At 49.5% G+C, this 12,240-nt stretch carries 12 protein-coding genes; 7 read left to right on the forward strand and 5 right to left on the reverse strand.

The features are described from left to right. Positions 1-442: 442 nt before the first annotated feature. The 5 genes from WNY38_RS08135 to WNY38_RS08155 all read right to left on the reverse strand — a co-directional run bounded on the left by WNY38_RS08135 (position 443) and on the right by WNY38_RS08155 (position 6,008). The gene (locus WNY38_RS08135) at positions 443-1,933 is read right to left on the reverse strand and encodes an AMP-binding protein (RefSeq protein ID WP_342856841.1); all 1,491 of its coding nucleotides are present in this window, start codon (positions 1,931-1,933) and stop codon (positions 443-445) included. Next, positions 1,930-3,228, reverse strand: coding sequence for a malonyl-CoA decarboxylase family protein (locus WNY38_RS08140; RefSeq protein WP_342856842.1), 1,299 nt, complete (start codon positions 3,226-3,228; stop codon positions 1,930-1,932). Before WNY38_RS08140 ends, WNY38_RS08135 begins: the two co-directional genes overlap by 4 nt. An 83-nt stretch (positions 3,229-3,311) precedes the next feature. Beyond that, a complete protein-coding gene (locus WNY38_RS08145; RefSeq protein ID WP_342856843.1) occupies positions 3,312-3,977 on the reverse strand; it encodes a GntR family transcriptional regulator in 666 nt (221 codons plus the stop codon). A gap of 502 nt (positions 3,978-4,479) precedes the next feature. After that, a complete protein-coding gene (locus WNY38_RS08150; protein ID WP_342856844.1) occupies positions 4,480-5,496 on the reverse strand; it encodes a Gfo/Idh/MocA family oxidoreductase in 1,017 nt (338 codons plus the stop codon). Continuing rightward, positions 5,493-6,008, reverse strand: a complete 516-nt coding sequence (locus WNY38_RS08155) for a flavin reductase family protein (RefSeq protein ID WP_342856845.1) — start codon at positions 6,006-6,008, stop codon at positions 5,493-5,495. The genes WNY38_RS08150 and WNY38_RS08155 overlap by 4 nt, the downstream gene beginning before the upstream one ends. Positions 6,009-6,236: 228 nt before the next feature. On the opposite strand from WNY38_RS08155, the gene WNY38_RS08160 reads away from it, so the two are divergent. From WNY38_RS08160 to WNY38_RS08190, 7 genes are all read left to right on the forward strand, one after another. After that, complete coding sequence (locus tag WNY38_RS08160; protein WP_342856846.1) at positions 6,237-7,325, forward strand: LLM class flavin-dependent oxidoreductase; 1,089 nt, start codon at positions 6,237-6,239, stop codon at positions 7,323-7,325. A 2-nt stretch (positions 7,326-7,327) separates the two neighbouring features. Continuing rightward, entirely contained in the window at positions 7,328-8,137 is an 810-nt protein-coding gene (locus WNY38_RS08165; protein ID WP_342856847.1) for an alpha/beta fold hydrolase, read from the forward strand. Between the two features lie 38 nt (positions 8,138-8,175). Then, positions 8,176-8,652, forward strand: coding sequence for an OsmC family protein (locus WNY38_RS08170; RefSeq protein ID WP_342856848.1), 477 nt, complete (start codon positions 8,176-8,178; stop codon positions 8,650-8,652). A 62-nt stretch (positions 8,653-8,714) separates the two neighbouring features. Then, positions 8,715-9,473: a 3-keto-5-aminohexanoate cleavage protein gene (locus WNY38_RS08175; RefSeq protein WP_342856950.1), complete on the forward strand. Its 759-nt coding sequence runs from the start codon at positions 8,715-8,717 to the stop codon at positions 9,471-9,473. A 15-nt stretch (positions 9,474-9,488) separates the two neighbouring features. Next, entirely contained in the window at positions 9,489-10,376 is an 888-nt protein-coding gene (locus WNY38_RS08180) for an AEC family transporter (RefSeq protein ID WP_342856849.1), read from the forward strand. A gap of 68 nt (positions 10,377-10,444) precedes the next feature. Continuing rightward, positions 10,445-11,380: a LysR family transcriptional regulator gene (locus WNY38_RS08185; RefSeq protein WP_342856850.1), complete on the forward strand. Its 936-nt coding sequence runs from the start codon at positions 10,445-10,447 to the stop codon at positions 11,378-11,380. A gap of 309 nt (positions 11,381-11,689) precedes the next feature. After that, positions 11,690-12,202 carry a tripartite tricarboxylate transporter TctB family protein gene (locus WNY38_RS08190; protein WP_342856851.1) on the forward strand — a complete coding sequence of 171 codons (513 nt, stop codon included), beginning with the start codon at positions 11,690-11,692 and terminating at the stop codon, positions 12,200-12,202. Positions 12,203-12,240 lie beyond the last annotated feature (38 nt).

A 12,240-nucleotide genomic window follows, 5' to 3' on the forward strand; every position in this document is an offset into this window, starting at 1 on the left:
ATCAAGTGCCCCGCGTTGGAACGCAGTCGCAGTTTCGACTGCAGGCAAAGTCTGCTTGCTTGCGCTGAGAACTTCCATCGTGTCAACTAGGCCACCACCTGCGCGCACGCGCAGACCTTGCCAGTCGGCGAGGTTCTTGGGGGCTGGGTCTTTGCCTAAGATTTCATATTGCGGCAGTGGCCTCTTCGACACTGTCCGCAATGGCTTACATGCTTGAAGAAAGCGCACGTGGGGTGCCCCACATCGACAGACTCCAATTGACTTTTGGTCCTGCGACCTCTTGTGCAAAGGCCGATGTGGACGCCAACGTAAGGCCAACCATTGCCAGTGTTTTTAAAGTTTCATTTCGTCCATTCCAGATGGTTGTGGCAAGTTTTGCCTGTTTTTCAGTCAGCTAAACCTGTGCCCGCACCGTGTCACGGAGAGGCGCTTTTTCATTGAATTAGCTGCTGTACTCCTCCCTCAGAATGTTTTTTTGCACCTTTCCCATCGTGTTGCGTGGAAGTGTATCGCATAAGATATATTTGCGTGGATGTTTGAAACGGGCCAGCAGTGGTTCGACGTGTGCCGCGATGGTCTCGGGCGCGATACTGGCGTCTTTCTCCAAGATCACAGATGCTAAGACGCTTTCACCAAAATCTGGATGCGGCACGCCAAACACAGCGCTCTCCAATACGCCGTCGATGTCGTTGATCACGTCCTCGATCTCTTTGGGATAGATGTTGTATCCGCCCGAGATGATCAGGTCTTTTTGGCGACCAACGATGCTCACGCGTCCATCTGCAGACTTGATCCCAAGGTCGCCGGTCATGAAAAAGCCTGTTGTACGCAGCTCTTCAGCCGTCTTTTCTGGCATGTTCCAGTACCCCTGAAACACGTTGTCACCGCGCACTTCGATCATGCCGATCTCGCCTGTGGGCAGGGGCTCGCCAGTCTGTGCATTGGTGATTTCAACTTCCGTGCCTGCCAGTGGATAGCCCACGGTGCCTGCGATCCGCTTACCCTCAAAGGGGTTTGATGTGATCATATTGGTTTCAGTCATGCCGTAACGTTCCAAGATATGGTGGCCTGTACGGTCATGAAATGCTGTATGTGTTTCGGCCAAAAGCGGGGCAGATCCCGAAACGAAAAGCCGCATCTTGGCGCAGAGGGCTTTGTCCATACGGGGATCGTCCAAAAGGCGGGTGTAAAATGTTGGCACGCCCATCAACATGGTGGACTTTGGCAATTCTTCGATGACTGTATCTTGCTTGAACGTGGCCATGAAACGCACTTGTGCGCCCGCCAAAAGGCTTGTGTTCATCGCCACAAAAAGTCCATGCGTATGGAAAATGGGCAAGGCGTGGATCAGGCGATCTTGATCTGTGATTTGCCAAAGATCAGTCAAAGCGACAGCATTTGAGAGCAAGTTCTTATGAGACAACATAGCCCCCTTAGAGCGCCCCGTTGTGCCCGATGTATATAAGAGCGCGGCAAGGTCATCAGGACCACGCGGACAGGTCACGAATTGATCGCTCGCTGCATCGGCCGCCAGTGAAAGCGTGCCGGTGCCCGTCATGTCCAGCGTCAAAACCTCGGCGTCAAAACCTTTCATCATGGCATTGTCTTTGGCGTCGCAGACAATCACACGCGGGCTAGCATCGCCGATGAAATAGGACAGCTCGGACTGCGTGTAAGCTGTATTCAGCGGCAAATAGACCGCGCCGATTTGTACGGCAGCCCCGAAAAGCGCGATGGTATCTGCGACTTTGGGCGCTTGCACCACAATCCTATCACCCGTTTGGATTCCTGCATTTTTGAGAACGTTTGCCAGCTGCGCCACGCGTCGGACAAAACCCGCGTAGGTGATCACTGACCCATCGTCGCATATCAGAAAATCATTGGTATTTGTGGCGTGCGGCGCGATCAGGGCGTCATAGAGTGTATTGGTCAAGACGCTGGTTCCTTTGTATTTGCTTCTAGCTTTGCAGTCGACAGCGTTTGCACATTGCGCGACGCTATCACGGTTGATTTTGTTGCAAAACTTTCGTGATTTTTTTCGGTGTGGTCCACATTGTAAAGATAATTGACCATCGCGCCACGCGACTGCTTGTGTCCGTTGTCAGAGGTATCTGCCCCCGCATGAACATCATAAACTTCTGCGCCATTGCCCAAATGGAACCGCGCGACAGGGTCATAGGGCAGGCCATCGCCGCGCTTTGCTGTCAAAAGATACTTTGCTGCTAAGGTGCGGACAGTCTCGTCATTCGCACTGTCGTCCAAAACCGATTTGGCGGACGATGAAAAATCATCGTCGCTGTCCTGCGCGCCGAGCCAGCGTGTCATAAGCGGGATGGGCGAAAGCGTTACAAAAGTATCGATGTTGGGGCAGGCAAGGGACAGTTCGGCAACAACCTGTTTGATTAGAAGATTGCCAAAACTGATCCCAGTCAATCCTTTCTGGCAGTTCGAAATTGAATAGAACACGGCAACCTTAGTCTGATCTTCTTCAATCGGTGTGCGCTTGTCGGACAGGAGACCATCAATGGAGCCTGGAATTTTAGCCGTCAGCGCAACCTCGACAAAAATCAAAGGTTCTTCTGGCATCGATGGGTGGAAAAACGCAAAGCAACGCCGATCCGGTGGATAAAGTCTCCGTCGAAGATCGTCCCAATCATCGATTTGATGTACCGCCTCGTAAGCGACGATTTTATCCAAGATTCGGGCAGGGGTATCCCAATTGATTTGTTTGAGCACCAAGAATCCGCGATTAAACCAGCTGCGCAGCAAGTGTACAAAATCGATGTCCGTGCGTGCAAGTTCAGGGTATTTTTTGAGAAGCTTGAGAAGATCGACGCGCATCGCGACGAGCAACTGGGTAGCGCCAAATGGCTGGTTCAGGCGGCGCAATAGTTCTTGGCGTTTTGGCTCTGCGGCTTGGCAAAGTTCAATGAAAAGCTTTGGGCTTTTGGTGTCGGCGTAAGCTGTTGCGATCTTTGCGACATGTGCCGCGTCGAATTCGAGTTCCGAGTTGAGATAACGGAAAAACGTCAGCTTTTCGTCTTCATTTAGATCAGCGTATCGGGCGAGAACTGATGAGGCCAACCTTAGCCCAGAAACTTCGCCCTCTGCCGACAGAAGCGCGTCACAAAGCTTGTATATATCGCGCTGATCATCTTTGCCGCGTGTAATGTTACTGCGGTCAAAGAGTTGAGATAATAAATCCCCAAGAAACCAATTTCGTTGCACTATTGTCTCCAGCTGTCCAAGACTCACTGAATAATTAATATCGATATTTTTTACATACGTCCAATTAAATCGTCAAAAATAAGTCACGCATCCAGCTCGCGTCCCAGATACTTACCCGTCAGGCGGTAGTGTTTCAGCAGGCAAGCAGAGGCTCGATCAGCATCACATTGAACCGCAGCCTCTAAAATTTCCCCATGCTCGGCTGCGATGTCGCGCCTTTGGTACTTGCTGCCGCCTGCCGCGAGATTGCGATATCGGATGTTTAAATCATAAAGCTGCGCGCAATACCGCTCGAGCACCGGCGAGCCACTGTTGGCCAAGATTGCCATATGGAATGTCTTGTGGGCTTCTTCAAAGACCAAGATGTCTTGCTCAACAGATTTACACATGCGGTGGTGTGTCAAGATGAGTTGCTCTTCCCATTGAGGTGTCGCGGCAGCAATTGACTTGCGCAGAGCTAGGTCTTCCAACGTGCAGCGCAGCTCTAAGATTTCCTCGAAGTTTGCTTTGTTGGCGGGGGCAGCCCGAAAACCACGTTGGTCGATCCGCTCTACAAGCATATCTGACGTGAGCAGGCTAAGCGCTTCGCGCACGGGAGAGGCGCCTGTCTTTAGTAACCCGCGCAATCGTTCGATTTTGAGTTTCTGGCCTGCGGGCAATTCACCCTTTAAAATCATGTCACGCAAGGTCATATAGGCGCCGCGCGTTGCAGAGGCTTCTTTGCCGCTTGTCTCATCGATTATACTCATTGCATGCCCTCGTTCTGGAACTAAGCTAGGTTAACTGTCTTGGTCTATAGGCCAACGAGGCCAACGGAACAGGGCAGTGCCCCTACGTTTATCACAGTGCCGCAACGAGAAAGCACGTAAGCCGTCTTTGCGTTTTGGGTCTGTTTCGGCCCATTTGCAGGCAGTGCAGGTCTGCTGTGAGTTATATAAAATTCATGTTCCAAACCGCCCTGTAACCAGCTCATATTGCGGCTTACTGCAGTCTAAAAAATATCGATATTTATTAGAATATGAGTATATTATAGGCAGAAATGATATGAGCTTACAAGGATTGAGGTGATGAAACATGTCGATATCGGGATCGAAGGCATCGGTATTTGTTCAAACCCGATTGTAAGGCAGGATTTTGCTGCAGCATAAACGAAGGAGACACAGGTGAGGGTATCGCCTGTGTCTCCTTGATTTTATATTGTGCCCACCGTTTTGAGCCAGCCATGTTGTGCCGACGTCATATTTAAAGCAATTAGACCTCTGAAATTTTCACAGTACGCTGTGCTTCTGCAGAGACCGTAATTGCCTCCAAGACTTCAATGTTGTGCACCAACTGATCATTGGTGAAAGGGTAAGACTCTTCACCGATTGCGGCTTTGCGGAAGGCTTGTAAGTTGTGCAGCACCGCATCTTCCCACTCAAAGGATTGCGTTGTCACGTCTTGTCCCGAGCGCCCACTGTTGTATCTGACTTTGCCGCCTGGCGTATCAGGATGTGATTCATTGATGACCTCGATCCACTCTTGCGTTCCAAAGACATGCATCCGAATGAAATGTGGTGTGTGTAAAACAGCACTGAGTGTAGCGGTCATGCCCGCCTCAAACTTAAGTTGCGCGGTCACAACATCGCCCGTTTCCCAACCCAAAGACCGGCTCGCAGTCATGGCCTGAACGGTCTCGACGCGACCGAAATATGAGATCAACAAATCCGTTAAATGGATGCCCATGGCGGTCATGCCTGCGGCAGGGGACACCGCTTTGGTCGTGCGCCAATCACCTTGTGGGACACCGATTAACTTGTCATGGCTGAAGGCAGCTTCAGCATGCATGATCGTCCCGAGCGCGCCCGATTGGATGGCGTCTTTCAGAGCAACCAGTGCGGGCTCGTAACGTCTTTCATGTCCAATGCCAAGCTGCACGCCCGCCTCAATACACGCAGCAACTGAGCGGCGCGCACTTGCTGCTGTCAGGCCTAGGGGCTTCTCGCAAAATACATGCACGCCAGCTTTTGCGCAGGCTGTGATCTGTTCTTCATGCACAGGATTGGGCGTTGTCAAAATAATAGCATCGACGTCTGGTAATTTGAGCGCAGCGTCTAGGTCGGTTACGAGTTGTAGTGACTGCTCAGCGATTTTCGCATGATTGCCTTCAAAAGGCTCGACGATGGCACGAATATTGAAATCAGGCTGATCTTTCAGGCGTGCTGCGATGTGGCTTCCCCACCAACCAAAACCGGCGATTACAACATTGAACGGCGTTTGGGCACTCATAGCGCGTCTCCGAGTTTTGCAAATTTACCTTTGAAGAATAAGAGCGGTGGCTTCTCTGGACCGGTTGTGAATTTTAGAACATTGCCAATGTAGATTTCGTGGTCGCCACCCTCAATTTGACTGATTGTATGGCACTCTAAGACCGCGCTTGCACGGTCCAATGTTGGCAGGCCCTTCACTCCAGGCGTCCAATCAACGGCAGCAAATTTGTCATCAGAAGGTCTAGAAAAGTTTTGTGCAAGATCCATGGAGTCTTCGCTCAAAAAGTTGATTGCGAAGTGACCGTGATGCCTGAACGCACTTAAGCTTGGGGCGTTCAAAGACAAGCTCCAAGACACGAGCGCAGGCTCAAGTGAGATAGATGAGAATGAGTTTGCTGCGAGCCCAATGGGTGTGCCGTCTTGTGCAACTGTGGTGATCACAGTCACACCGGTTGCAAACTGCCCAAACACATTTCGCAGCTCCTTTGGATCAAAGCATGGCTTCTCCATCGTCGTCACTTGATCGGTCATAAAATTCTCCTCGTGGTGGCGTCATAGGTACGGAATAAGCGATGTTCCCAAAGTATCGCCAAATAATCAACTTATGGAATTTTATGAATGACCTAAGAAAAATTGATGGGACTGTTCAGGGGGAGGCATCAGTAAAATTGAATAAAGATATAACAAACCATCATTTTCGTTACTGCGACCCTTCATGCTTTAAATATCTACAGATTTAAATTTTAAGGTGGAGGCTCCATGAAACTTTCTTTTTTTACAATGCCAATTCATCCCGTGGCAAAGCCTGTTTGGCAAAGCCTACAAGAAGATCGTGAAGCTTTCATTCTCGCAGATGAGCTTGGGTTTGTAGAAGGATATTGTGGGGAACACACAACGGATCGAGCCGAAATCGTTACCTCGAGCGTAGCGTTCCTGGCCAGTCTTGCGAGCGAGACTAAGAATATCATTCTCGGGACAGGTACTGTGAACCTTCCCAATTCCCATCCGGCACGGGTCGCGGCCGAAGTGGCTATGCTGGATCATTTGCTTAAAGGGCGGTTCCATTTCGGCATTTCGCCAGGTGGTTTGATGTCTGACGCTGAAGTGTTCGGCAACTTGGATCGCGACCGCAATGCAATGTTTATCGAGTGCATCAATATGGTGCTCAAGATTTGGGAAGGTGAGCCGCCTTACAATCTTAAGGGCGATTTTTATGAAGTCAGCACCGAGCGGACGATGATGCCTGAAATTGGCCAAGGTGCTATCATCCGGCCATATCAGGATCCGCATCCACCGATTGTTGGCACTGTCGTTGCGCCATTTTCTAAAGGCGTGACTGCCATGGCGGCCCGCGGCTGGGAGCCGATTTCTGCAAACTTCTTGTTGCCAAAATGGGTTAAGACACATTGGCCAAATTATGAAGAAGGATGCAAACAAGGTGGGCGTCCCGCCGACCCTGCAAATTGGAGCGTTGCCAAAAATATCTGTGTTGCTGATGACATGGACACTGCACGCGCCTATGCACGCGACCCAGGCAGCCCCTATGTATTGTATTACTCTCAGCTCCTGACAAAGTTGCGCTCTGGTGGCCGTTTGAATTTGTTTAAGGAAGATCAAAACATGTCAGACGACGAGGTCACACTCGATTACGTCATGGACAAATTGGTGATCTATGGCGACCCGTCCAGCGTGGCGGATCAAGTCTTGGCATTTCAAGAAGAGACTGGCCCGTTTGGCAAGTTGGTTTATGCAGGTCACGATTGGGCTGACGTTGAAAAAGGGCGCCGTTCTATGATTTTGGCTGCTGAAGAGGTATTGCCTCGCGTCAATGCCGCGCTTGGAGAGTGAAGATGAGCACGAATACAGTCACGCTGCCAGATGGCACAAACCTGAATTATTGCGTTGAAGGCAAGTCAGATGGCGATTGGATCATCTTGTCCAATTCGCTCGCAACTGACTTGCGCCTTTGGGACAATGAAGTGAAGTTCCTTAGTAAATCTATGCGCGTTCTACGGTATGATGTGCGTGGACATGGTCAGAGTGAAAGCTCGCCTGCACCTTATGATTTTGATCAGCTGTGCGCCGATCTTGTGGCTTTAATGGATCACCTTTCCATTGAAAAAGCAGATATCATGGGCATCTCACTTGGTGGGATGACGGCGCTGGCGATGGGGATCAAACACCCGACTCGTGTGAACCGGATTATGTGCTGCGATGCACGGGCAGATGCGCCGGATCCGTATAAAGCGATCTGGGATGGCAACATCGCAAAGTTACATGCAGAAAATTTGGGTGCCTTGTGTGAGCCTACTTTAACGCGCTGGTTCACCGCGCCGTTCTTGCAAAATGCTGACAATAAACTTGGTTTGGATGTCGTGCGTTCGATGTTTAACGCGACTGCACCAGACGGGTATGAAGGCGTTGCGCGGTGTTTGCAGTCTTTGGATCTAAAAGGTGATCTCGCAGGTTTGTCGCATGAAACGCTCTATGTGACGGGCGCCGCTGACATGGCCGCACCTGTTGCTGTGATGCAAGAGATGTCAGATTTGACGCCCAACAGTCAATTCAAAGTAATCGAGGATGCGGCACACCTGTCCAATCTCGAACAACCGGAAGAATTTGCCAATATTATCAAGAAGTTTTTAAACATAGACGGCTAAGCGGTCTGTAAAAATGGCGATGCATGGGAGGCATTAAAATGGCTGAAGTAAAAGAAAAACCGATCTGGAAATTTAAAGTTACGGGGGGACAGGATACGACAACCAAGTCGCATGCAACGGCGCGTGGTAAAACGGTTGTGATTGATGAACCAATCCAGCGTGGCGGGACCGACGAAGGCCCAATGCCAGTTGAATATCTCTTCATGGGTCTATTGGGGTGCACGCAAGTGATTTCAAACAAGCTTGCGGCGCACAACGGTGTCAGCTTCACCAACATGGACATCGATATTGCTGTGACGATGGATAGCCATGGCACGCGTTTGATTTCACCGGTTGCTGTGCCATTTCCGGAGGTGACACTTGATATCAATGTGACGTATGAAGGGCCACGCGATGGTGCCGTTGCGGTGACTGAGCAGTTGAAACATCACTGCGCTGTCTCCAAAATGTTGCAAGAATCCGGAACAAAAGTTGTGGAAAACTGGGTTTTGAATGGTGAAGCTATCACCGCTTAGACCGCAAAAAATATTATTGGCAGAGAGGGTTTGTTGTGACGATGTCCGTGCTTCCAAAGATAATGGTAGCTCCAAACGGAGCTCGTAAAACACACAAAGATCATCCTGCTCTGCCAATGAATTTGATGGAAATGGTTGCAGAGGCCAAACGTTGCTTTGCGGCCGGTGCCGAAGCTTTACACGCTCATGTGCGCAATAAAGATGGCGGACATACTTTGGACGCTGGCCTGTATAAGGAATTGCTTCAAGAGTTTGAGCAACAAGTGCCTCAAATGATGGTGCAAATCACAACGGAAGCCGTTGGAATGTACACGGCCGAGGAACAACGCGCTCTGGTGCGTGCCGTGCGTCCTCGATGTGTTTCGATTGCGGTGCGTGAAATGACACCAGATCAAAACCCTACGATTTTGACAGACTTTTACCAAGAGCTCAGTGCTGATGACGTAAATGTTCAGCATATCCTATATGCACCAGAAGAGATCGATAAGCTCGCCGAACTGATGCGATCAAATATAATTCCTACAACAAATGCGGAACTGCTGCTGGTTCTTGGTCGATACCAAAAAGACCAGGAGAGCCAACCGTCAGATCTGACGCCTTTCATCGACACTCTGCTAAACCTTCCGATGCAATTGCCTTGGGGTGTGTGCGCCTTTGGAAAAAGTGAAACCGCTTGTTTGCAATCTGCAATAAGCTTGGGTGGCAAGGCGCGTATTGGCTTTGAAAACAATTTTCACAATAGCGATGGATCCATCGCAGAAGGCAATTGGGAGCGTGTCGCGGAACTGAGAGCCGCGATCGATTCCATGCCGAACCAATAGATAGAGTACCCCACAGTGGCCGAAGTTTTTGAAGTCATCTTGCCGATCTTTTTGATCACACTCATCGGTTATTTATTTGGGCGATCCAAACTCGAACTTCACTCGGCAACCTTAAGTACCACTGTGATCATGGTGGCCTTGCCGGCGCTGATCTTTTCATCCCTCACATCCATCGACATCTCGATAGAGCGCTTAGGCTCAGTCTTTTTGGCGGCAGCGCTTTGCTTGTCTCTTGCAACTGTGATGTCACTTATCGTGATAAAGGCCTTAGGGTTTTCTGTACAAACCTGTCTGCCCTGCCTGATGTTCCCAAACTCTGGCAACATGGGCTTGCCTCTCGCACTCATCGCTTTTGGTGATATTGGCTTAAGCTTGGGCGTGGCATACTTTGTGGTCATTTCATTGGTTCAACACACTGTTGGGATGAGCATTGCGTCTGGGAAATATGACTTCGGCTCTCTGGTACGCCAACCTCTAATCTATGCCATCATAGGTGTTTTGATTGTGATCTTGACCGGCGTAAAAGTCCCAAAGGTTATTGCTACAACAACAGATCTTCTGGGAGGCCTTATGATTCCAGCGATGCTTATTCTCTTGGGGAACTCACTGTCCAAACTGAAGGTTTCAGACTTTGGGCCAGCGTTTACGCTTGCCATATCTCGCCTTATCATTGGTGTTTTTTCAGGACTTTTGACGATTTGGTTGCTTGATCTGACAGGAATGATCGCAGGGCTTGTGTTTCTTTTGGCGTCAATGCCATCTGCAGTGGTCTCTTATGTATATGCTGAACGATTTCGGCCCGACCCAGAGCAAATTGCAGGTACGATTGTGGTGTCCACGCTCCTAACATTCACTTTTCTGCCCGTTTTGATCTGGATTGCAAAAGCCATAGCCGAGCATTGAAACCTTCTCGCGCTGCGTGCAGGATGTGCCTTAATAATCTTGGCTACATTTAAGAATGGACGTGCCGCGTGATTCGAAACTTAAAACTTCAACATTTGCGCTACTTTGTGGCGGTTTACGAAGAACGCTCAATCACGGCGGCCTCGCAACGTGTTCATGCGACGCAGTCAGGTGTGAGTATGCAGCTGCGAGATTTCGAGGGTTTCTTGGGTTTGCGCCTATTTGACCGCACATCCACAGGCGTTTTTCCGACAAAAGCTGGTGAGCAAATCTACCAACGCGCTCACCGTGTTCTACGCGATATCGATGAGTTTACAGTTGATGTTGCGACGCATGCAGATCAACTCTATGGCACCGTACGAGCAGGTATTATGCCAACATTTGCGAAATCAATTTTGGCGCCAACGCTGATAAAGTTTATGGAAAAAAACCCGTTCGTAGATGTGAACATTATCGAAGGGTATAGCGAAACGTTGACGGGTAAAGTTGCGCGGGGTGACCTGGACTTTGCAGTTGTGCCAGGCGGTGAGTTGCCAGTGGGTATACGTAGCCAACATGTGGATACCGACATCGAGATTCTTGTGCACAAACGCCGGCAAAGTGGCCCATCAACTGATCCAGTTCAGCTTGCCGTGTCGCCACCATTGAATTTGATTCTACCTGGGCCGGGGAATGCACGCCGTGCAAAAATAGACCGGTACCTCAGCAATATATGCAGCTCCAAGCATTCTATTTTGGAACTCGACAGCATGATGGCGACTTTTGATCTGTTGGACAAAGGCGATTATGCGTCCATTTTGCCGGGTTGTTTGTGTTTGCCAAGTATTGAAGACCCAAGGATGGTACTTTCTCCATTGTTAGAGCCCCTTTTGCAGGTGGATTACTTACTGATCGAATCCAGCTCAAAAGCCACACCTCCGGTTGTCAGTGCTTTTGCCAATGCTTTATGTGATGAAATACGAAAATGGTGCTCGTTTGGGCGTGATACATATTTGAATACTTGAGAAAGTTATCTGTGATTTATGAGCTGATATCCCTACTAAAAGAAGAGGTTAGGGGGTTTTTCTGATTATAAATCCGTGTGACCGCACATGTGGAGGCAAAAAATACCTTTTGGAACTCCATCAGATAAACTGATTTCAGCCATAAGAACTCATAAATTGTTTTGACGGCCCAATACCATATTATCCAAGGACACCTTGAAAAAGAGGGCGCGAATGCGGGGAGGCATTCGCAAGGTCTATCTTTGGTTTTCGTGTGCAACGGGTATTCGAAAACTAAGATGAACAGTGAGCTTAGGGAGGGTTTCACCGTTGAATATTAATAAACTGTCGATCGAGCAAAGAATTGTGCTGGCGTTTTTCGCCAGCGCAGGTTTGTCGGTTGTCTTCATTGGTCAGTTGGTGGCTGCGCCCAAACTATTGTTTGGCCGTTCCTTGACTGCCATTTCACCAAGCTTGTTTCCGATCATCGCCCTAAGCTGTTTGGCCATTTTGAGTGCCGCTTTTTTTGCGTGGCGTATGAAAAATCCTGAACCCGCGGATAAGGAGCCAATGAATTTTGGCTCGATGAAGCGTGGTGCGATGTTCTTTGGTTTGATGACATTTTATGGGCTGCTTATGGAGCCTATTGGATTTTGGATATCCTCTGCTTTAAGTCTTGCGCTGATGTCGTGGCTTGTTGGAAACCGCTCGATCTTACAGATTGTAGCGCTGTCCTTCACCGGACCCGCACTTCTTTATTTAGCGGCAACGCGCCTTTTGGCGGTGTCATTGCCGGAACTAAATTCGATTGAGCTTTTCTACGCGCAAGTCCTTGGCTTGTAATCCAAGCGTCGAATTGACCCAACAATATAAGAGGCAGA

Origin of the sequence: Pacificibacter sp. AS14 (assembly GCF_038899935.1) — a bacterium.
Lineage (GTDB): Bacteria > Pseudomonadota > Alphaproteobacteria > Rhodobacterales > Rhodobacteraceae > Celeribacter.

Excerpts from the sequence above, each read along its gene's own strand:
- WNY38_RS08145 (WP_342856843.1), bottom strand. The coding sequence starts at position 3,977 with ATGAGTATAATCGATGAGACAAGCGGCAAAGAAGCCTCTGCAACGCGC.
- WNY38_RS08150 (WP_342856844.1), bottom strand. The coding sequence starts at position 5,496 with ATGAGTGCCCAAACGCCGTTCAATGTTGTAATCGCCGGTTTTGGTTGG.
- WNY38_RS08155 (WP_342856845.1), bottom strand. The coding sequence starts at position 6,008 with ATGACCGATCAAGTGACGACGATGGAGAAGCCATGCTTTGATCCAAAG.
- WNY38_RS08160 (WP_342856846.1), top strand. The coding sequence starts at position 6,237 with ATGAAACTTTCTTTTTTTACAATGCCAATTCATCCCGTGGCAAAGCCT.
- WNY38_RS08165 (WP_342856847.1), top strand. The coding sequence starts at position 7,328 with ATGAGCACGAATACAGTCACGCTGCCAGATGGCACAAACCTGAATTAT.
- WNY38_RS08170 (WP_342856848.1), top strand. The coding sequence starts at position 8,176 with ATGGCTGAAGTAAAAGAAAAACCGATCTGGAAATTTAAAGTTACGGGG.
- WNY38_RS08175 (WP_342856950.1), top strand. The coding sequence starts at position 8,715 with ATGGTAGCTCCAAACGGAGCTCGTAAAACACACAAAGATCATCCTGCT.